Raw genomic sequence first — 20,683 nt, forward strand, 5'->3', positions numbered from 1 at the left:
GCGGGCCCCCTGCCGTCCAGCTGCACCCAGATGCGGACCCTGAGCGAGCGCAGCTCGCTTCAGGGGCGCGGGGAACTGCGCGAGAAGCGGCCACCGGGCCGCGCCCGAAGAACGACCCAGGGGCGCGGGGAACTGCGCGACCAGCCACGGCGCAGCCGGCACCCGGCGACGGCGCTGCGATCAGCGGGCCGCCGCGACCGTGCGCCGCCCCCGGACCCGAACCCCGATGACCTGGTCCATCAGCGCCCCCAGAACATCCCGCACAGACCCGCGGGCCCGCGCATCGCACTCCACCACCGGCACCGCGTCCCCCACCCCCAACGCCTCCCGGATCTCCCCGAGTTCGAACCGGTCCGACCCCTCGAAGCGGTTCACGGCGAGAACGAACGGCGCACCGTGCGCCTCGAAGTAGTCGAGCGCGGGGAAGCAGTCCTCGATGCGCCGGGTGTCGACGAGCACGACCGTCCCCAGCGCCCCTTCCACCAGGTCGTCCCAGAGGAACGAGAACCGGTCCTGCCCGGGCGTGCCGAAGAGATACAGCGCGATCGTCGGATCGAGCGTGATGCGCCCGAAGTCGAGGGCGACCGTCGTGGTCGTCTTGCCCTCGACGCCCGCCAACGAGTCGACGCCCACCGAGACCTGGGTGATCGCCGCCTCGGTGTCGAGCGGCTCGATCTCCGAGACGGCCCCGATGAAGGTCGTCTTGCCGACCCCGAGCCCACCACTGACCACGATCTTCACGGCCAGCGGGGCGACGCGTTCAGAGCGCCCTGACATGGTCCCTGATCCTTTCGAGGGTGTGGAGCGGCAGCTCCGTGGTTTGCGAACACGACAGCCGGCCGCCCACGACCAGGTCGGCGATGAGCACCTTGGCGACGCCGAGCGGCACGCCGATGGCCTCGGCCACATGGGCGACGGTGGCCGGTTCCTGGCAGTGCGCCACGATCCGCTGGTGCTCGAAGGCGAGCGGAGCGGCACCGCCGTCCGGGGCGTCGACGGCGACCACGAGGGTCTCGAGCCGCAGATCGGCCTGGGCGGGCCGCACCCGTCCGCCGGTGATGATGAAGGGACGCACGAAGGCTTCCGACGAGTCGCCGGGCTCGCGGGACTCGCTCATCGCGGCAGCGTCTCCCGCAGATCGGCGATGAGCGTCGGCGTGAGCAGGTCTCCGGCGCGCTCGGCGAGCACCGCCATCTCGTAGCCCACGAGGCCGAGTTCACCGCTGCTGTCCGCGAGCACCCCGAGACAGCTGCCGTCCCTGATCGCGGAGACCAGCAGGAAGCCGCGGCCCATCTCGATCATGATGAGTTTCACGCCGTCGAAGCTGTACCGCTTGGAGGCGCTGCGCGCGAGGCTGGAGAGCCCGGACACGATGGCGGCCAGATGGTCGGCCTCGGTCCGTCCGATCCCTTCGGAGACAGCGATGAGCAGCCCGTCCGAGGAGACCGCGACGGCGTCGCGCACTCCGTCGGTGTTGCGGACGAAGTTGGCGAGCAGCCAGTTGAAGGTCTGCGAGTCGCCCCGCGTGTCGACGGTGGTCACTTGTCGCCCTGCCCTTCGCCGGTGTTCTGCTCGGTGCCCTGCTTGTTGCCGTCAGGGGCGGTTCCCCTGGCGGCCCGTTCCCGCTCCACGCTGATGGATCCGCGCATATGGGCGCTGCGCAGCCCGGACAGCATTCCGGAGACGTCCTCGGGGCCGCGCTCGACGGCGGGTCCCTCGGGGGCGGGCCTGGTGGGCGCGTCCGCCTCGGTCACGGCCTTGGCGATGGCGCTGCGCTGCGGGCGCTTGACGAGCCCGTTGCGGGTGCGGGACGCCGAGGAGGCGGGGGCGCCGGACCTCGGCGTCGCGGCTGCGGCCTGTTCCCGGCGCGGGGCGGGCAGCACGGTCTCGCCGGCGGTGCGGGAGACCGGCACCGGGCGGGCCGCGGCGGCCTTCACCGCGCGCTCCCTCGGGGTCGCTCCCTGCGGTGCCGTGCCCTTGGCGGGCGTCGGCTCCGCCTCGGTGAGCAGCGTGGACGGGATCAGGACCCGGGCCACGACACCGGCGGCGGGCGCTTCGCCGAGCCGTACCTCGATGCCGCACTTGCGGGCGAGCGCGCCGACCACGAAGTGGCCGAGGAACCGGGTGGGTTCGGCCATGAAGCTGGCGGTGCCGGAGAGTCGTACGTTGGCCTCGGCGAGCGCCTGGGTGTCCATGCCGAGCCCGTGGTCGACGATCGCGATGAGGTATCCGGCGCTGGTGCGCCGCCCCTCGATCTCCACGTCGGAGTCCGGCGGCGAGAAGCTCAGCGCGTTCTCCACCAGTTCGGCGAGCAGGTGCGCGAGTTCGGCGACGACGGCCCCGGACGCCTGGGCGGGCTCGACCCGGCGCAGGGTGACGCGGCGGTACTCCTCCACCTCGGAGAGCGAGGCGCGCAGCACGTCGTCGACGGAGAGCGGGGTCGCCCAGGTGCGGGGGCTCGACTCCCCGGCGAGGACGAGCAGGGATTCGGCGTTGCGGCGCATGCGGGTGGCCAGATGGTCGAGTTCGAAGAGGTTGGCGAGGGTGTCGGGGTCGGCGTCCTCGTGCTCCAGCTTGTTGATGAAGCCGATCTGGCGGCGCACCAGGTTCTGGTTGCGGCGGCCGAGGCTGACCAGCGACTCGGTGGCGTTCCTGCGCAGCACGGCCTGCTCGGTGGCGAGGTCGAAGGCGGCGCGCTGCACCCGGTCGAAGGCGTCGGCCACCTCCCGTACCTCGGCCCCGGCCCGGGCGTCGAGCCCGAGCGGAGGGGGCGGCGCGGGCGCCTCTCCCCCGGTGGCGGACTGCACATCGGCGACGGCCCGCGGCAGCCGCACCCCGGCGACCTCGCGGGCCTCCTGGGCGAGTCCGCTGAGCGGCGCGGACACGGACCGTACGCAGTCGCGGGCGAGCGCGGCGAGGGCGCCGATCACGGCGAGCGCGAGCAGGACGAAGAGCAGCAGGTCCCGCTGGGCGGAGCTCTCCAGCTCGGCGGCGCGCGACTCGACGTCGGAGCCGATGGAGATCTGTACGTCCCGCAGGCCGTTGATGGTCGAGGTCATCGTGTCCCACCAGGCCATGGGCGGGATGTCCCGGGCGGCGAGCCGGCCCGCGCCGCGTACGGCGACCGACTCGTACGCGAGGGCGCGCTCGGCGTCGGGCGTCGCCAGGGCGGTGTCGAGCCGGCGCTGCTGCGCCGCGGTCGCGGTGCGCGGGAAGGTGGTCAGGGCGGCCAGCCGGCCCGACCTGATCTCCATGAACCGGCTGTAGTCGTCCCCGCGGAAGCGGCCGCCGGCCCGGACGGAGCCCAGCACGATGGCACGTTCCTGCCCCAGGTACTCCTTGGCGGTGCCGAGGACCTGGAGCGACTGGTAGGCGTCGCGCAGCCGCGCGTCGTCGACGTCGCCGAGGCCGCGGCCGGCCTTGGCGAACTGGGCGATGGTGCCGGTGAAGTAGTCGAAGGTGGCCTTGACCTGGCCGGAGCCGTCGTCGGCGTCGGCGCGGATCCCGGCGAGTCCGCCGAGCCGTCCGAGCGCGTCGCGGGCCGCGCCGGAGCCCTCGCGCTGCGCGAGCGCGTTCTCCAGGGCGGTGCGGGCGGTGTCGGTGGCCTTGCGCTGGGCGGGCAGTTTGGCGGCGAACTGCCGGACGCCGCCGACGTAGCCGGTGGTGAGCCCGCGCTCCTTCTGCAGCTCGTGGACGAGCCCTTGGAGGGTCACCTCCAGGCGCGCGTTGGCGGCGGTGGCGGACGCGCCGCGGTAGCCGGAGACCTGCTCGGCGGCGAAGACCCCGAGCAGGGCGAGGAGCACGGCGAGCGCGAGTCCGAGGATGCGCAGGAGCCGGGTACGGATGGTCGTGCTTGTTCTGGGGCGGGAGAAAGCCTTCTTGAACCGGACGGTCGACAGGAGTTCCACGGAAGTGCCTTATGGAGAGGGCGAGTTGACGGGGCAGAAACGCTGCTTCTGCGCCCGCCCAACGACCTCTCTCAGGCTGCGGTCACCGGATCACGTGTGTCTTTTACGTCCCGGAAACAGCATCCTCGCGACCCCGCAGGTGAACCCGTCGCCCCGTCCTCCGCCCGCACCTCCGTATACAGGGCCAGCACTTCACTAACCGCAGTCACAGCACGAACAGCATTCGCAGCACTCACAGCACGAGCAGTCGGGACAGTCGCAGTTGTTGCAGCAGCCCTCCCGCTTCTTGCGCGACCAGGGCCCCTCGAACTCGTCGGCGCAGCACACCTTGCAGGTGCAGCAGAGCCCGATCGCGACGGCGCACCCGGCGAGCAGCCCGCGCTTGCCGGGCTTGGGCGGCTGGAACGACGGCCCACCGCCGGAGCCACCGGGCCCACCCGGTCCGCCCGGCCCGCCGGGCCCACCCGCTCCGCCCGGGTGGCCGCCCCCGTACGGATTGTTGGACCCGTACGCGCCCGATCCCGTCGGCGCGTACGGGCTGCCCGGCGCCCCGGTCGGCACCCAGCCGTCCTGGCCTCCGTGGCCTGCCTGGTGGGCCGCGGACGCGGTTCCGGTGTGCGCGCAGGCCCCCTTCACCCCGAACACCCGGTCCACGGAGCGCGCCACCTCGTGGGCCAGCAGCAGATGCGCCAGCTTCCCGTCCACGAAGTCGACCTCGCGCAAGGCGAGCCGGATCCCGTGCACGGCGTCGTCGGCGAGGCGGCGCGCCTCGGCGAGGCCGGTGCCGGTCGCGGACAGGGGGTTCCAGGCGCCGGACGCGGTGTCCTCGGCGAGGTCCTCCACGGCGTCGAGGAGGTGCGCGAGCCGTCCGAAGAGCCGGCCCGCCTCGGCGAGCGGCTCGGCGTTGTGCGGCCGCCCGGCGAGCAGCGCGGTGTGGGCGAACGCGGCGGCGGTCGCGGTCTCGGTCGGCTCGGTGACGGTCAGCAGGGCGGTGCCGGGCCCGGCCAGCGCCTCGATGCCGGTCTGCCGCTCGACCGCGTCGAGCAGCACCGCGGTGTCGAATCCGACGTCGGACCCGGTGCGGGTGCCGGCCCGGCCCCAGCTCGCCGCGACCCGGCGGGCGGCGAGGGCGACCGGCCGGCGCGCGAAGAGCCCGTCCCGGTCGTCGACGTGGTCGCGGACCTTCGCGGCGGCGAGCACCAGGGAGACGGCGGCCGCGAGCCGGGCCCCCTCGCCCTGGGCGACGGACGCGGTCCGCATCCCGCGCAGCGGGCAGGGCCCGGCCTGGCGCCGCCGGGCTCCGGCGCCGCCGGGCAGCTCGGCCTGAGCCTCCGTCAGAACAGAGATCAGCAAACCGTCATAGTTCGTGACGACCCGGGCGAACTGCCCGTGATCGCCGCGCAGCGCCAGACAGAGGCCGCACAGGTGGGCCATCCACTGGGTCTTGAGATGCTCTCCGAGCCGATGACTGCAGGGCCGGACGATTCCGAACAAGGCGACTCCCCCGTGCGCCGGATGACGAAGCGTCAACTGGGGCCGTCAACTCCGCCCGATCGACGCGTCGCCGCCCAAGTGACCGTGAACGACGGCATCGTATCGAGCCTCCGTCCGCCTTCTCGTTCACCCGTACGCACCTCTGATCACCCAAACGCCGCGAAGAATCATATTTCACTCACCGTCAGCAGCTCGGGCCCGTACAGCCCTTGGGAACGCCGGGGCAACACCGTGTTGACTCTGCACCAGTACCGTCACGAAAACCCCGCGCGGCGACTATCCACTTGGCGCGGCATCCGCATCATGGATGAACATGGGGATGCAGGACATGCGGAACGCAGAGGAACCGCGGTGAGAGGAGGCGTCCATGGGATCGGTGCGCAAGGCGAGTGCCTGGCTTGGCCTCGTCGACGACAACGATGACGAGCGTTACTACGACGACGACTACGACGAGGGGCCCGAGCCCCCTGCGGGCGGCGCCGCCTGGGTCACCGACCCGCGCGTCAAGGTCGCCGAGGACAAGGCCGAGGAAGAGGGCCGGCGCATCGGCACCGTGACCCCGGACAGTTTCCGCGACGCACGCCGGATCGGGGAGATGTTCCGGGACGGGGTCCCGGTCATCATGAACCTCACGTCGATGGAGCCCGCCGACGCCAAGCGCGTCGTCGACTTCGCGGCGGGGCTCATCTTCGGCCTGCGCGGTTCGATCGACCGGGTCGCGAACCGGGTGTTCCTGCTGACCCCCGCGGACACGCAGATCGTGTCGGGACGGGAGGCCAAGGTTCAGCAGGACGGTTTCTTCAACCAGAGCTGACCGTGGGCGGGCGGTGACATCGCCCCGCCCACCCACGGTCAGACGGCCTCAGACAATCGAAGATTCGGCGCGGGACGGCCTGCGCGGGGCGGCGACCCCGGACGCCGGGGAGGCCTCCCCGGACGTCGGGGCAGCGTCCTCGTCGCACTCCATCCGGCGCGGCAGCCGCAGCGCGGCGAGCGCGCCGAGGAACAGCAGCACGGCGCTGACGACCAGGGTGACGTGCAGCCCGTGCACGAAGGCGGCCCGTGCGGCGCCCCGCAGTGCAGCGCCCGCGGTACCGCCCAGATCGGCGGCGATCTCGTACGCCTCCCCCAGCGAGTGCCCCGCGGCCCCGCTGGCCGTCGCGGAGACCCCGGAGACATGGCCGAGGCCGGGCGCGTACGCGGCGTTCATGACCGAGCCGAGCAGCGCGATGCCCATCCCGGCGCCCAGCTGGTACGACGTCTCGCCGATGGCGGCGGCGCCTCCGGCGTCGTCGGCCGGTGCCTCGGTGAGCATCGACTCGTAGGCCCCGAACAGCGTGCTCTGGAAGCCGAAGCCCAGCAGTATGAAGCCGAGGCTGAGCAGCCACGGCCGGTCCTCCTGGCCCATCAGACAGAGCAGCAGCACCGCGCAGGCGGTCAGCGTGAAGCCGGACGCCACCATGGCGCGCGGCCCGAACCGGCGCAGAATGGCGGAGCCGAGCACTCCCGCGGCCATCGCGGCGAAGGTGAGCGGCAGCATCCGCAGGCCGGTCTCCAGCGGGCTGAGCCGCAGCACCAGCTGGAGGTACTGGACGGCGATCAGCTCCAGGCCCACCAGCGCGAGCATCGCGATCACGATGCAGCCGACGGACGTCGAGAACGCGGCCCGGGCGAACAGCCGCATGTCGATCAGCGGATGCTCGCGCCGCCGCTGGCGCCGCACGAACAGCAGCAGGAGCACCACGCCGGCCAGGAACGGCAGCACCGCCTCCGGGGCGAGCAGGTCCCGCTCGGTGCCCCACTGCTTGATGCCGTACACGACACCGAGGACGCCGAGGGCCGCGAGCAGCGCCCCGATCAGGTCCCACGGTCCGTCCGAGCGGCCCTTGGACTCGGGCACCAGGATCCGGCACAGCGGCAGCATGACCGCCATCAGCGGGATGTTGATGAGGAAGACCGAGCCCCACCAGTAGTGCTCGACGAGGAAGCCGCCGAGCACGGGTCCGGTGGCGGCGCCGATCGCGGCGACCGCGGTCCACACGCCGATGGCGACGGCCCGCTCGTGCCGGTCGGGGAAGACGTCCCGCAGGATCGACAGCGTCGCGGGCATGATCATCGCGCCGCCGATGCCCAGCAGGGCGCGGGCCGCGATGAGCACCTGGGCGGTGTCGGAGAAGACGGCGAGCGCGGAGGCGAGCCCGAACAGCCCGTAGCCGAGCAGCAGGATTCTGCGGCGGCCGACCCGGTCGCCCAGGGTGCCGAAGAGGATCAGCAGGGAGGCGCAGACCAGGGGGTAGGCGTCGCCGATCCACAGCAGCTCGACCGAGGTGGGCCTGAGGTCCTCGGTGACCGAGGGCAGGGCGACGTAGAGGATGGTCGAGTCGAGCGCGACCAGGAGCAGGCTCGTGCACAGGACGACGAGGACGACCCAGCGATTGGTGCGGGCGCGCGTCGCGGCGAGCAGTCCGCGCAGCCGCCCGGTGGTCGTGCTCGTCCCGGACATGTGCGTACCTCCCAGTGGTCCTCGCGTTCGGCGGATCCGGGGGCTGGGGATGTCCCTCGGTCTCCGGTCGGGAGGAGTCGGCTCCCGGCCCCGCAGCGATCAGGCGAGTGAGCCGTCAGAGTACGCGAGTTCGGGCCGGTCACACGTGGCGGGGCTCTCACGGAACGGGCTCACGCGTGTGGCGTGCGCCACTCGCCCGAGGGCGGGTGACGTCCGGAGCACGGCGGGCGACCGCCGATAATCGGGGCCGTGACGGACGATGATCGACAAGACCGGCCCGTACTGCGGCGGGCGGCCCCGGCCCTCCTCGGGTACGCGGCCGTGCGCGCCCTCGGCGTGCTCGTGCTGGCGCTGTGGAGCGCCGCCGAGGGCAAGAGCTGGCTGACGCTGCTGACCGCCCGCTGGGACTCGCTCTGGTACACGCGGGTCGCCGAGCACGGCTACGGCTGGTCGGTGACGCTGCCCGACGGGAGCGTCCACTCCAACCTCGCGTTCTTCCCCCTGCTGCCCTGGCTGGAGCGGCTGGTGTCGGCGCTGACCCCGCTGGCGTACGGCACGGCGGGCATGGTGGTGAGCTGGCTCGCCTCGCTGGCGGCGGCGTGGGGGATCTACGCGGTGGGCTGCCGCGTCGCAGGTCAGCGGGCCGGGGTCTGTCTCGCGGTGCTCTGGGGCGCGCTGCCCATCGGGATCGTGGCGTCGATGGCGTACAGCGAGGCCCTGTTCACGGCGCTCGCGGCGTGGGGACTGTACGCGGTCCTGCGGCGCCACTGGGTGACGGCCGGGCTGCTCGCCTCGCTGGCGGGGCTGACCCGGCCGATCGGCGCGGCGGTCGTGGCGGCGGTGTGGGTGGCGGCCGCGCTGTGGGTGCGGCGGGAGCGGCGGGTGCCGTGGCGGCTCGTGGCCGGGGTGCTGCTCGCGCCGGTGGGCGCGGCCTCGTACGTGCTGTGGGTCGGGCACCGCACCGGCGGCGGGCTCCTCGGCTATCTCGACGTGCAGGGGCAGTGGGGCAACGGCTTCGACGGCGGTCTGGCCTTCGCCCGGTTCGTCGCCGACAAGTTCACGTCCCTGCCCGGGGCGCTCGCCGGGATCGGGCTGATCGTCGGGGTCGTGCTCGTCCTGTGGCTGTACGTGACCGGGGTCCGTCAGGGCCAGCCGGTTCCGCTGCTCGTCTACACGGGCATCGTGCTCGCGCTTGCCCTCTGTTCCTCGGGGTACTTCGGATCGAAGCCCCGGCTGATGCTGCCCGCGTTCCCCCTGCTGCTGCCCGCGGCGGTGGCGTTGGCCCGGTGGCACACCCGCCGGCCCGCGGCGGCGTGGGTGCTGGGCGGACTCGCGCTGATCTCGGCCGGGTACGGAGCGTTCTGGCTGAACGGCTCGGGGCCGCCGTGACCGGACCCGCCCCGCCCCCGACCGGACGGAGAATTCCGTGCCAGCTCGCGGTGAACGGATTCAAAAGCGAACTAAAACTGACCTGTTTAAACGATCACCGAATTCATGGGAACAGCGCTCTCCGGTAATCGGAATCCGGGGAATAAACCCCCGGCTGAGATCAATCCCACATCACATCGTCATCACAAAGCCCCTGTTTCGAGCCGGTCCGCCACTCACCCGCTGTAGCGTCGATTGGGTGCGTACCGAACCAAACCTGACCCGCCGGGTCGAGCGGGTCTTCGCCCGGCTCGACCGCGAGCCCGAACGGCCGGTGCATGTGGGGATGCCCCACATGAGCCGGCACCGTGTCGTGCTCTTCGGGCTGACCCTGTCCTTCTACCTCGCGATCGTGGTGGCCGTGCTGGTCACGTCCTGGCTGGTCGCGTTCGACTGGCAGGTCATGTTCTTCCGGCCCTACCAGCAGTGGCCGGAGATCCACGCGTTCCTCGACTACTGGGTCGTGCTCGGCCAGCGCGGCCCGACGGCCGTGATGGTGACGGCCTGGCTGGGCTGGCGCTCGTGGCGCCAGCACACGCTGCGCCCCCTGCTGATGTTCGGTACCGCCCTGCTGCTGCTCAACGCGACGGTGGGCGCCGCCAAGTACGGCATGGGCCGCGCGGGCCCGCACTACGCCACCATGATCGGCTCGAACGAGATGTGGCAGGGCGGCGACATATTCCCTTCGGGCCACACGGCGAACGCGGTGGTGACGTGGGGCATCCTCGCCTACCTCGCCTCCACCCCCCGGGCCCGCCGCTGGCTGTCCGCCGTCTCCGCGGTGATCTCCCTCAGCGTGGGCCTGACCACCGTCTACCTCGGTACGCACTGGCTGAGCGACGTGCTGCTGGGCTGGGCCGCGGGCCTGCTGATCCTCCTCGCGCTGCCCTGGCTCGAGCGGCCGGTCGCCCAGGCCGAGGCCCGGATCCTGGCGGTCCGCGACCGTCTCCGTCTGCCGGGCGCCCCGGCGCCCGCCGAGCCGCTCCCGGCCCCCGTCCCGGCCCGCACCCGCGAGCCGGTCGGAACGCCGAACCGCCCGGGGAGCCGCCCCTCGGCGCTCCTCCCCCAGGGCCCGCACACGCCGCGCGGCGAGCGCACCCCGGTCACCCCGGCGGGCAGCAGACGCCCCGCGAACACCCGGACACGGGCGGGCACGGCGGACCCGCAGCGGGCCTAGGCCCGCACCGCGGGTCCCCCAAGGACAGCGGGGCCGGTACGCACAACCACCCCGCACGACGAAGGCCCCCGAAGCCGACAGGCTCCGGGGGCCTTCGCGCACGCGCGGGCCGTCGAGGGGGCGTCACCCCTTCCAGCAGCGCGTCACCGTGCCGTCCCTGACCTCGAAGTTCAGCCGGCCCGCGCGGTACTCCATGGTGATGATCGCGCCCGGCGGCAGCTGCCGGACGGTCGACCAGCCCTGGTCGTGGGCCTGCCGCTCGGCGCGCTCGGCGTCGAGGCCGACGTAGCTGTCGGGGGCGTCCTGTGATCCGTGCGTGGGTGCCATGCCGCCACCGTAGGCCGTGTCCGCGGGTGACGCCAGGCCCGCCCGAATGCCCCCGTCGGACTGTCCTACTGTCACGCTTCCGTCACAAGATCACGACGAATCGCGACGCCGAGTTTCCGTCTTTGTTCCTCACACGTTCGAGCGGTTCCCTCCTTCTTACGTACTTCTTACGCGCCCTCGTCATGCCGTGTGAAGCGCCCCCGGCGCAGAGAATTCCGGATCCCCGCACAATGGGCGCGGCGTCGACTCCAGGACAATTACCGGACGCCCGCGGACCATTACTCCGCCAATTCGAATCCTGCGTCCGCACCGGCGAGTTGAGGCTGTCCGACAATTGCCTGTCCATGCCAGAAACCGGTGCGCGCCCCCTGTCGCGGGGGTGGTGGCGCGAGCATCATGGCCTGAGTTCGAAGCAAGCCCGGGGCGCGTTGCGGCGAGGGGGCAGGCGATGGGGACGACCGGGGTCGCGGCCGGACCGCACACGGCCGGACGGGTCCGCGAGCGGCAGCCGGGCCGCATCGTGGTGGACTGGCTGACCACGACCGACCACAAGAAGATCGGCCACCTCTACCTGATCACGGCCTTCGGCTTCTTCCTGGTCGGCGGCCTGATGGCGCTGCTGATGCGGGCCGAACTGGCCCGCCCGGGGCTGCAGGTCCTCTCCGCCGAGGAGTACAACCAGCTCTTCACGATGCACGGCACGATCATGCTGCTGCTCTTCGCGACGCCGACGTTCGCCGGGTTCGCCAACGAGATCATGCCGCTGCAGATCGGCTCCCCCGACGTCGCGTTCCCGCGGCTGAACATGCTCTCGTACTGGCTGTTCCTCTTCGGCGGCCTGATCGTGCTGGGCTCGCTCGTCGTGCCCGGCGGCGCGGCCGACTTCGGCTGGTTCGCGTACGCGCCGCTGAACAGCCTGGAGCGGTCGCCCGGCATCGGCGCCGACCTGTGGATCATGGGGCTCGCGCTCGCCGGGTTCGGCACGATCCTGGGCTCGGTGAACTTCCTGACGACGATCATCGGGATGCGGGCGCCCGGCATGACGATGTTCCGGATGCCGATCTTCACGTGGAACACGCTGTTCACGTCGATCCTCGTGCTGCTCGCCTTCCCGGTGCTGGCCGCCGCGCTGCTGGTGCTCGAGGCGGACCGGCGGTTCGGCTCGGTGGTCTTCGAGCCGGAGAACGGGGGCGCGCTGCTGTGGCAGCACCTCTTCTGGTTCTTCGGCCATCCCGAGGTCTACATCATCGCGCTGCCCTTCTTCGGCATCATCAGCGAGATCATCCCGGTCTTCAGCCGCAAGCCGATCTGGGGCTACACGATGCTGGTCGGCGCGACGATGGCGATCACCGGCCTGTCGGTGGTCGTGTGGGCGCACCACATGTTCGTGACGGGCGGCGTCCTGCTGCCCTTCTTCTCCTTCATGTCCTTCCTCATCGCGGTGCCGACGGGCGTGAAGTTCTTCAACTGGACCGGCACCATGCTCAAGGGCTCGCTCTCCTTCGAGACACCGATGCTCTGGTCGGTCGGCTTCCTGGTGACGTTCCTGTTCGGCGGGCTGACCGGCGTCATCCTGGCCTCGCCGCCGATGGACTTCCACGTCTCGGACACGTACTTCGTCGTCGCGCACTTCCACTACGTCGTCTTCGGCACCGTCGCCTTCGCGACGTTCGGCGGCTTCTACTTCTGGTGGCCGAAGCTGACCGGGAAGCTGCTCGACGAACGGCTCGGCAAGATCCACTTCTGGACGCTGTTCATCGGCTTCCACACCACGTTCCTGGTGCAGCACTGGCTGGGCGCGGAGGGCATGCCGCGCCGGTACGCGGACTATCTGGCGGCGGACGGCTTCACGGCGCTCAACTCGATCTCCTCGATCGGCGCCTTCCTGCTCGGCCTCTCCACGCTGCCGTTCCTCTACAACGTCTGGAAGACCGCCAAGTACGGCACCAAGGTCGAGGTCGACGACCCGTGGGGGTACGGCCGCTCGCTGGAGTGGGCGACGTCCTGCCCGCCGCCCCGGCACAACTTCGTCACGCTGCCCCGGATCCGCTCGGAGTCCCCGGCGTTCGATCTGCACCATCCGGAGTTCGCGGCGTTCGAGGAGGGTGCCCGCTCGTCGACGACCGCTGTAGCGCACGGTCCAGACGGTCCCGCACCGAGCTGATCGTGTCGATGAGCGCGGCCGGCTCGACCACCTCGAACTCGAAGCCGGTGGACGCGATGTGCCAGACCATCACATCGAGGCTGACGGCCCCGGTGCGCAGCAGACACGTCTCCCCGCTCTCGGCCTCGAGCGTCCCGGCCGTCGGCGAGATCCGCTGCCGCGCCTCGTCCACCGGCACCAGGAGTCGCACCACGGCCTCGGTCGCGTACGCGCGTGTGGAGACACCCCGCGACACATACGCGGCGAGATCGTCGGCGGGCGGCGTACGCGGCTGGAAACGCGGCCCGTGCGGAGGTGTCGGCGTGACCCGGTCCACGCGGAACGTCCGCCAGTCGTCCCGCTCCACGTCCCAGGCCACGAGGTACCAGCGCCGCTCGCTGCACACCAGGCGCAGGGGTTCCACGGTCCGCCGACTCGGCTCGCCGCCGTGCCCCACGTACGCGAACCGAAGCCGCTCCGAGTCCCGGCAGGCGGCGGCGAGTTCGCTCAGCAGTCCGGGGTCGACGGCCTCGGCGCCGGCGCCGCGCAGCATGGGCACGGTGTAGGCGTTCAGGGCGCCGACCCGTCGGCGCAGCCGGTGCGGCAGCACCTGCTCCAGCTTGGCGAGGGCCCGCACCGAGGTCTCGCCGATCCCGGCGATCCCCTGCCCCGCCGCCGTCCGCAGCCCCACCGCCACGGCGACGGCCTCGTCGTCGTCGAGCAGCAGCGGCGGCAGTTCGGCCCCCACGCCCAGCTGGTAGCCGCCCCCGGTGCCGGGGCTCGCGTGCACCGGATACCCGAGCTCGCGCAGCCGGTCGACGTCCCGCCGCACGGTGCGCGCACTGACCCCGAGCCGGTCGGACAGCTCGGGCCCGGACCACTCGCGGTGGGCCTGGAGCAGGGAGAGCAGCCGCAGCAGCCGGGCAGAGGTCTCAAGCATGGGCCCGATTGTGCCCCGCGCGGCGGCGGGGCGGCGATCTAGGCCGTGACGGCGCGGACCACCACCGCGAGATCGTTGTCCCCGGTGTAGTAGGGCTCGGCGGTCAGGTCCCGGCCCGCGACGGCGACCGGGGTCACCGGGTAGGCGAAGATCTGCTTCTTGTCGGCGATGTCGTCGAGCAGCCGGGCCACCCGCACCTCGGGCCCGTCCTCGCCGCCGGGCCGCACCCACAGGTCCCAGCGCCCCTCGGACAGCTCCTCGTACGCGAACCGCAGGGTGAACTCGGGGCCTTCCACGTCCACTTCGCCCCGGAGCGCGGGGCCCTCGCCGCCGCGTGCCCGCGCCTCGGCGCTCGCCTTGGCCGTGACCGGCGTGCCGTAGACCCGGCCGCGCACGCTCAACTCGGTTCCGGTGATGAGCAGTTCACCGGCCTCGGCGTGCGGTGCGCGCCGCCAGCTGCGCACCGACAGGTTGCCGTTCTTCGTGGCGTACGGGATGCGGACCGCGACATGGCCGCGCGATCCGCTGGGCGCCCGGTCGACCAGCGACCTCAGATCGTTCACACCCGGCACCAGGCGGATCGGTTCTCCCCCGGCGACCTCGGCGAACGCGTCCCAGCGGCCCTCGGCCAGTTCGACCCCTATCGGCAGCGAGGCGCGCAGCCGTCCGTCGCCGACCGGGGCGAGCGGCAGCCGGACCTCCTGGCCGCCGGCGCGCTCGACCAGCACGAGATACGCGGAGCCGTCCGCTCCGTGGTCGGTGACGTCGAAGGTGAGCCCTCCGGCGGAGTCGGCGATGCAGTCGGCGCGGGGTGCCATGAGGACGGTCCTGTCGTCGGACGTGAACGTCGGTGCGGGCGTGGCCAGCGGTGTCATGCGGTGCGCCCCTTCCCCGGCGACCTGAACAGGGCACGGCTCGCGTCCCGCACGACGTAGGCGCCGCCGAGCACGGAGCCGCGGGCCCGGTGCAGCAGGTTCACGGAGCCGCCGCGTCCGGTCAGCGAGCCGAAGAGCGACTCGTAGCGCTCGGCGATCCGGGCCGGGTCGAACCGCTCGGAGCTGGTGAGGGCGCGCGCCGCCATCTCCTGGCGCCGCTTGTCGTCGTTGATGAGCTCCAGCAGGCCGCCCGCGATCGCGTCGACGTTGCCGACCTCGACGAGGCGGCCGTCGATCCCGTCGTGGATGATCTCGCCGGGCCCGTGCGGGCAGTCGGTGGCGACGACCGGGAGCCCGCACCGCATGGCCTCGACGATGGTCATGCCGAACGACTCGAAGGTCGAGGTCACGGCCGCGACGGAACCTTTCGCCCACTCCGGCTCGATCGGGTTGGCGGGGCCCATGAGGAAGACGTGGTTGTAGAGGCCGAGCTGGTCGATGAGGGTGCGCAGCTTGTCCTTCTGGCGGCCCGCGCCGTAGATCCGCAGCCGCCAGTCGGGGCGCTCGGCGCGCACCTTGTCGAAGGCCCTGATCAGCAGGTCGTACCGCTTGACGGGGGCGAGCCGCCCGGCGGCCACGACCCACTTGGCGTCGCCGTCGGCGGGGGTGATGCCCGGAGCGGGCACCGGGTTGGACATCGCCTCGATCCGGACCCCGGGCAGCCGCATGCGGTCGCGGTACGCGCGGGCGTCGGCCTCCGTGGTGGTGGTCAGGGCGTCCAGGCGCGGGTACACCTTGCGCAGCTGGCGCAGCAGGCCCGGCGTGTGGGTGTCGAGCGTCAGGTGCTCCTGGCCGACGCGCAGCGGGCCGCGCCGGGTCTCCTTGGCGAGGTGCACATTGAGCCCCGGCCGGGTGCCGACGACGACGTCCGCCTCGACGCTCGCGAGGTGCTCGGCGATGCGCCGGTCGGTGAGCGCGCTGTACTGCTCGTAGCGGCCCTCGTGGCGCGGGAAGACCGTCGCGGGCTCGCCGAACGCCGGGTCGCCGCCGTCGTAGCCGGGCGAGTCCTTGCGCAGGTCCACCAGGTGACGCACCCGGACGCGCTGGTCAGGCGCGAACACCGGCTCGTCGCGGTGCCGGAAGACCGATACGACCTCCACGTCGTGCTGCTCGGCCAAGGTGTTGGCGAGGTTGTACGTGGTGCGGATCGTCCCTCCGATCCCATACGCGTTGTGAATCAGGAAAGAAATCTGCATGCGTCCCCGTATCCCACCATTCCGCGCGGACAGTCCGGACCGTCTGTTCTGTCGGTTCAATCCGTGTCCTCCGCCTACCAGATGGTTAGACAGAGATGCCCGGCCGAGGGTTGTTCATCATCATCATCTTGTTCCAGAACAGTTGCCTTATTGGTAGGCAATATGAGGAACCAATTGGCCACTTTGTCCATCAGGGTCACGTCTTGGCTGGTGGGGAAGCTGCGGAACGTCAAAGCACGTGTCGTTCATGTCACCGCCCTGGGTGACCCGACCACGTCGGGTCATGCCCGCGGCAAGCACATCAGCAGCCCGCGCCCGGCGACTCGTTGCCGCTCATCCGCACCAGCGCGCACAGCGTCCTGACGGACACCTTCCAGACGCCGCCCTGCTCCACGGAGGTGCCCTTGGCGCCGGGGAGCAACGTGGCTCCCTTGTAGGAGAGCGAGTACGTCACGTCGGCGGAGGTGGGCGAGGTGAAGTCGACCTTCGTCACCTCCGCCCGCACCTGACCACCGCGCCCGTCCCCGCCGAAGCCCTCCAGCACCTTCTGCATCGCCGACCCGTTCTCCAGGAGCTCGGCCTTCTGGTCGACCGGCACGTCCGGATCGAAGAACTTCTGCCAGTTCGCCTTGATCTGCTTCTCCGCGGCGGCGGGATCGGCCGGCGCGGTCCCGGTCGCGGTCGTCGTCACGGTCGGCGTGGGCCGGTGCGTCGTCGGGGTGGGCGAGCCGCCGCCCGAACCGCCGCACGCCGCCAGCGCGGGCCCGAGGGCGAGCACCGCGACGAGGGCGGCGCCCCGGCCGTGCCGGACCGCCACGATCCTGTTTCCGAGCATCAACTGGATCACCACCGGATGTCGGTCCGGGCCCCAACCTCGCCCGGAACTTTCAGGGTTGGCCTCCAGAAGGCATAGTGCAAGGCAATCGGTCGACAAAGCCATACAGAGCCGGACACGACCGGATACGACCGAAAACGGCCGCCCGGAACGGCTTCGGCGGACACCCGACACGACGACGGTGGGGAGCCACCCATGCGGACAGTCCGGCCCCGCGCATCCGACCTGCACCCCGTGCTGTGGACGGGCCTCGCCACGCTCGCCGTCGGCGCGGTGCTGTGCGTCATCGGCTGGTACGGGATGTCGGGCGAACGCCACGCCGCGCGCCAGCTGCCCTATCTGGCCTCGTGCACGGTGCCGGGCTCGGCCCTGATCATCGCGGGCGCGGTCCTGCTCACGTACGGCAGGAACACCCTGATGGCCGCCCGGGTGGCGGAGCTGTACGAGCTGCTCGTCGCGGTCGAGCCGCCCGCCACCGCCGGGAAGCTGCTGACGGTCCCCGGCGGAACGCTCTGGCACCGCGCCGACTGTCCGCTCGTCGAGGGCAAGCCGCAGGCGGTGCCGGCGGACGGCCAGGCCATCGCCGCGGGCGGTCTCGGCCCGTGCCCGGTGTGCGATCCGCCGGACGGGAGGTGAGGTGCGGCAGTCCCCGGCCTACGGGCTTCGGCGCGGGACCGTGGTGTTCAGCGGCGAGGCGTCCGGGTCGTCTTCGCCACCGGCCGAGCCGTCTTCTTCTTCGCGGCCGGCCGCTTCTTCGCGGCGGTCTTCTTCGGACCCGTCGGCCGGCCCTCGGGGATGACCAGCATCGTCCCCACGTTCAGCCGGTCGGGGTGCGGCCCGATCATGTCCCGGTTCGCCTCGTAGAGCGCCTGCCAGCCGCCCTTGACCTTGAGGCGCCGGGCGATCGACGTCAGCGTCTCCCCGCTCTTCACCCTGTGCACGCGCCCGTGGAGCCGGTACTTCTTCGCGCACGCGGGCCAGGCCTGCCAGCCCTGCGTGCGCAGCACCTCCTCGGCGACCGCGATCTGTTCGGCGCGGGTGGCGAGGTCGGCGCGCGGGGCGTACGCGAGGCCGCCGTGCTCCTCCCAGGTCGGCTGCCAGAACTGGAGCCCGCCGTAGTAGGAATTGCCGGTGTTCGCGTCCCAGTGGCCACCGCTCTCGCACTGGGCGAGGCAGTCCCACGGCCAGGTGCCCTTGGTGCAGTCGGCCGGCTTGACGACGGTGTGCGGCCGGTGGGCCGCGCCCAGGGCGGGCGCCGGCGCGACGGCCACGGCGAGCAGCGAGGCGAGCAGGGCGCAGGACGCCGGGAGCAGCGGGGGCAGCAGACGCATCGCGTCACGCTAAGCAGCGGGCCAGGGGCGGGCCGCTGTGCCGCGCCGCGCGGACCGTGGCCCCACCCGGTCGGCGGACCGAGCGGGCGGGACCACGGCGCACCACCCTCTGCGCCTACCGGATCAGCAGGTGCTGGCCCGGCAGGATCAGGTCCGGATCGCCACCGACGACCGACCGGTTGACGGTGTACAGACGCTGCCAGCTGGTGCCGTGGGCCGCCGCGATCCGGCCGAGGGTGTCGCCGTCGCGCACGACGTACCCGCCGCCGCGGGAGGTCCCGCGGGACGTCCCGCGGTCGGCGTGGCCCGGGGACCGCTGGGGGGTCGCGGCCTTCGGGGCGGACTCCGTCACGACGGGGGCCGAGCCGCCCGACGGCGCGCTGCCGTAGGCGCCCGCGCGGGCCGAGCAGGTGGGCCAGGCGCCCCAGCCCTGCGCGCGCTGCACCTTGGCGGCGACGGCGATCTGCTGGTACTTCGACGCCCGGTCGGCGGTCGACGCGTAGGCCCCTCCGCCGTACGCGCGCCAGGTGCCGGCGGAGAACTGGAGCCCGCCGTAGTAGCCGTTGCCGGTGTTGATGTGCCAGTTGCCGCCGCTCTCACAGCGGGCGATGCGGTCCCAGACGCCGGAGTCGGCCGCGTGGGCCGAGCCGGCCGCCGTCAGGAGACCGAGCGGGGCGAACAGGGCCGCCCCGGCGAGAACCGCTGTAGTTCGAGCCGTACGAATCGGCACGGACATGAGTAATCCCTCTCGTGGACTGCTCGTTGCAGACGGCGGAGGAATCTAGGCAGCGGAGGAGCGCGGCATCAACCGGCCTTCCGTCACTCCAGGCCAGTCGCTCGTTACCCGAAGTAGCGACGCATTCAGGCCACCCACTTCATTAGCTGATTTCAGGATTTGTCGACCTGGCCACTCGTGGATCTGTGACCCACTTCACCCACTCAACTTGCTTGGAAATAAAAGAAGTTGGCATGGAGTGACGCATTCCGCCATGACTCTCACCGTGCGCTTCGGATGGGTGAATTCCGTTCGGTTCCGGGCGTGACTCCTGCCACAGATCACCCGTTGTCCCTTTATCAGCACTCTCTGTCCCCGCACGGCACTCGCCTGCGGGGCGCCCGACCCTGAGGAGCCACCCGTGCCGCGCTTGCTCGACGTCAGTGACGACGTACGCGCCGAGATCGGCGACGAAGAAGCCGACCGGCTGCTCGCCGGGGGCAACGTCCCGGGCAGCTACGACTGCACGTCCTGCCGCACCGCGGGGGACTCGGAACAGGAGCGCACCAGCACCGTCCTGTTCGTCGGTGACGAGACCGCCGTGCTCGCCTTCGCCCACGCCGCCTGCCTGCCCTCGCAGGTCGTCCGGGTCGCCGAGGACCAGTTGCAGGGCGCCGTCCGCTCCGTCGCCGACGCTCCCGGCACCCCCGATCAGGTTCCCGGCGCCGCGCCGTCCCAGGCCGTGCTCGGTGTGACCAGCGGCCTCGTCCTGATCGCGGGCGAGCTGCACCCCGCGCTCGTCGTGGAGCCCACCGGCCCCATCGCCCGGCCCGGCGCCGACTCCGGCGACGACTTCCTGCCGCTCCTGATCGAGCAGGGCTACATGCCGGTGACCAGCCTGGAGGAGGCGCCGCGCGGCCTCGAGGGCTGGTCGGTGCTGCTCGCCATGGGCCAGCTGCACGCCGTCCTCCAGCCCGGCACCGGCGGCGCGCCCTCGCAGGTCGCCTGGTGGCAGGCGCACCAGCCGCTCCTCGTCACCGAGGGCTGGCGGGCCGCGGCCAACAAGACGCAGAAGGTGCTCATCTTCGCCGCCCCGGCCGGCTCCATCGGCCGCCAGCCGCGCGAGGACCTGCTGCGCGACGCCCTCGACAAGGCGGCGGCGAACGGCCGGCTGGTCGCCGCCGCGCTCCCGCTGGCGGGCACCTGAGCCTGTCCGCACCCCGTAGAGCCGACGGCCCGGACCCTCACGAATGCGCCGGTCACCCTCCTGACGCCCCGCAAAAGCCGAGGCCAAGGGCGCATCCGTAGCGGATCCGGGTCGTTGGCACCTACGTGCACCCATACGACCCCACCATGTCCGGGCGGCGTCAGCCGTACCCCAGCCAGATCCCGTCGATGCGCCCCGCGGAGGACCACCAGGGCGGCCACGCGACCGGTCACACAGGCGGCTACGCGACCGGCTACTCGGGCGGCTCTTCGGGCGGCCATTCGGCCACGCCCATCTACGACGCCCTCTACGCGGAATACCTGAGGTCCTTCCGGGCGCTGCCCGGCGACCGCAGCGGCGAGGAGGAGCTCGGATTCACCGGCTTCGGGACCGGCCCCTACGGCGCACGCCACCACACCCCGCACTACCCGTCGGCCCACCAGCACCAGCCCTGGCAGCCACAGACGAACGGGCGGCAGCACGGCCACGGAGGTCACCTCCCGGCCGCACTGCCGCCCGCTCCGCGCCGCGAGCACTGAGAGCG

General features: G+C 72.0%; 19 protein-coding genes and 1 pseudogene. 7 read left to right on the forward strand and 13 right to left on the reverse strand.

Features of this window, described 5'->3' with window-relative positions; genetic code table 11:
* Positions 1-180: 180 nt before the first annotated feature.
* The 5 genes from ABZ930_RS23890 to ABZ930_RS23910 form a co-directional block, all read right to left on the reverse strand.
* Positions 181-777 (reverse strand): ATP/GTP-binding protein, encoded by a 597-nt coding sequence (locus tag ABZ930_RS23890; protein ID WP_361551058.1) that lies wholly within the window; start codon positions 775-777, stop codon positions 181-183.
* Complete coding sequence (locus ABZ930_RS23895) at positions 761-1,117, reverse strand: DUF742 domain-containing protein (RefSeq protein ID WP_361551061.1); 357 nt, start codon at positions 1,115-1,117, stop codon at positions 761-763. The genes ABZ930_RS23890 and ABZ930_RS23895 overlap by 17 nt, the downstream gene beginning before the upstream one ends.
* Positions 1,114-1,542, reverse strand: a complete 429-nt coding sequence (locus tag ABZ930_RS23900) for a roadblock/LC7 domain-containing protein (RefSeq protein WP_361551064.1) — start codon at positions 1,540-1,542, stop codon at positions 1,114-1,116. Before ABZ930_RS23900 ends, ABZ930_RS23895 begins: the two co-directional genes overlap by 4 nt.
* On the reverse strand, positions 1,539-3,908 hold the full coding sequence (locus tag ABZ930_RS23905) for a nitrate- and nitrite sensing domain-containing protein (RefSeq protein WP_361551067.1): 2,370 nt from the start codon (positions 3,906-3,908) through the stop codon (positions 1,539-1,541). The genes ABZ930_RS23900 and ABZ930_RS23905 overlap by 4 nt, the downstream gene beginning before the upstream one ends.
* Positions 3,909-4,103: 195 nt before the next feature.
* A complete protein-coding gene (locus ABZ930_RS23910; RefSeq protein ID WP_361551070.1) occupies positions 4,104-5,402 on the reverse strand; it encodes a DUF5685 family protein in 1,299 nt (432 codons plus the stop codon).
* Between the two features lie 367 nt (positions 5,403-5,769).
* On the opposite strand from ABZ930_RS23910, the gene ABZ930_RS23915 reads away from it, so the two are divergent.
* Positions 5,770-6,216, forward strand: coding sequence for a cell division protein SepF (locus tag ABZ930_RS23915; RefSeq protein WP_361551073.1), 447 nt, complete (start codon positions 5,770-5,772; stop codon positions 6,214-6,216).
* 48 nt (positions 6,217-6,264) lie between these two features.
* Here the strand turns inward: ABZ930_RS23915 and ABZ930_RS23920 are convergent, their stop codons facing one another.
* Positions 6,265-7,905, reverse strand: a complete 1,641-nt coding sequence (locus ABZ930_RS23920) for an MFS transporter (protein WP_361551076.1) — start codon at positions 7,903-7,905, stop codon at positions 6,265-6,267.
* A 249-nt stretch (positions 7,906-8,154) separates the two neighbouring features.
* Here ABZ930_RS23920 and ABZ930_RS23925 point away from each other — a divergent pair, with 249 nt between their 5' ends.
* Positions 8,155-9,294 (forward strand): hypothetical protein, encoded by a 1,140-nt coding sequence (locus ABZ930_RS23925; protein ID WP_361551079.1) that lies wholly within the window; start codon positions 8,155-8,157, stop codon positions 9,292-9,294.
* Positions 9,295-9,532: 238 nt separating this feature from the next.
* Positions 9,533-10,510: a phosphatase PAP2 family protein gene (locus tag ABZ930_RS23930; RefSeq protein ID WP_361551082.1), complete on the forward strand. Its 978-nt coding sequence runs from the start codon at positions 9,533-9,535 to the stop codon at positions 10,508-10,510.
* A gap of 123 nt (positions 10,511-10,633) precedes the next feature.
* On the opposite strand, the gene ABZ930_RS23935 is transcribed toward ABZ930_RS23930, so the two are convergent.
* Positions 10,634-10,837, reverse strand: coding sequence for an I78 family peptidase inhibitor (locus ABZ930_RS23935; RefSeq protein WP_361551085.1), 204 nt, complete (start codon positions 10,835-10,837; stop codon positions 10,634-10,636).
* 448 nt (positions 10,838-11,285) lie between these two features.
* Between ABZ930_RS23935 and ctaD the strand changes: the two are divergent.
* Positions 11,286-12,932 (forward strand): annotated as a pseudogene (gene ctaD / locus ABZ930_RS23940) (cytochrome c oxidase subunit I); the annotation flags it as partial.
* Here the strand turns inward: ctaD and ABZ930_RS23945 are convergent.
* From ABZ930_RS23945 to ABZ930_RS23960, 4 genes are all read right to left on the reverse strand, one after another.
* Positions 12,868-13,920 carry a YafY family protein gene (locus ABZ930_RS23945; protein ID WP_361551088.1) on the reverse strand — a complete coding sequence of 351 codons (1,053 nt, stop codon included), beginning with the start codon at positions 13,918-13,920 and terminating at the stop codon, positions 12,868-12,870. The pseudogene ctaD and the gene ABZ930_RS23945 overlap by 65 nt on opposite strands.
* A 38-nt stretch (positions 13,921-13,958) precedes the next feature.
* Positions 13,959-14,795, reverse strand: a complete 837-nt coding sequence (locus tag ABZ930_RS23950; protein WP_361551091.1) for a hypothetical protein — start codon at positions 14,793-14,795, stop codon at positions 13,959-13,961.
* On the reverse strand, positions 14,792-16,051 hold the full coding sequence (locus ABZ930_RS23955) for a glycosyltransferase family 4 protein (protein WP_361551093.1): 1,260 nt from the start codon (positions 16,049-16,051) through the stop codon (positions 14,792-14,794). Before ABZ930_RS23955 ends, ABZ930_RS23950 begins: the two co-directional genes overlap by 4 nt.
* A 301-nt stretch (positions 16,052-16,352) precedes the next feature.
* Positions 16,353-16,886, reverse strand: a complete 534-nt coding sequence (locus ABZ930_RS23960; RefSeq protein WP_361551096.1) for a hypothetical protein — start codon at positions 16,884-16,886, stop codon at positions 16,353-16,355.
* Positions 16,887-17,081: 195 nt separating this feature from the next.
* Between ABZ930_RS23960 and ABZ930_RS23965 the strand changes: the two genes are divergently transcribed.
* The gene (locus ABZ930_RS23965) at positions 17,082-17,522 is read left to right on the forward strand and encodes a hypothetical protein (protein WP_361551099.1); all 441 of its coding nucleotides are present in this window, start codon (positions 17,082-17,084) and stop codon (positions 17,520-17,522) included.
* A gap of 47 nt (positions 17,523-17,569) precedes the next feature.
* On the opposite strand, the gene ABZ930_RS23970 is transcribed toward ABZ930_RS23965, so the two are convergent.
* Together ABZ930_RS23970 and ABZ930_RS23975 are read right to left on the reverse strand one after the other, a co-directional pair.
* Complete coding sequence (locus ABZ930_RS23970; RefSeq protein ID WP_361551102.1) at positions 17,570-18,217, reverse strand: transglycosylase family protein; 648 nt, start codon at positions 18,215-18,217, stop codon at positions 17,570-17,572.
* A gap of 115 nt (positions 18,218-18,332) precedes the next feature.
* Complete coding sequence (locus tag ABZ930_RS23975) at positions 18,333-18,953, reverse strand: transglycosylase family protein (RefSeq protein ID WP_361551105.1); 621 nt, start codon at positions 18,951-18,953, stop codon at positions 18,333-18,335.
* A gap of 400 nt (positions 18,954-19,353) precedes the next feature.
* On the opposite strand from ABZ930_RS23975, the gene ABZ930_RS23980 reads away from it, so the two are divergent.
* Entirely contained in the window at positions 19,354-20,139 is a 786-nt protein-coding gene (locus tag ABZ930_RS23980) for a hypothetical protein (RefSeq protein ID WP_361551108.1), read from the forward strand.
* Positions 20,140-20,285: 146 nt separating this feature from the next.
* Positions 20,286-20,678, forward strand: coding sequence for a hypothetical protein (locus ABZ930_RS23985; RefSeq protein ID WP_361551111.1), 393 nt, complete (start codon positions 20,286-20,288; stop codon positions 20,676-20,678).
* Positions 20,679-20,683: the final 5 nt, after the last annotated feature.

Source organism: Streptomyces sp. NPDC046716 (assembly GCF_040645755.1).
Lineage (GTDB): Bacteria > Actinomycetota > Actinomycetes > Streptomycetales > Streptomycetaceae > Streptomyces.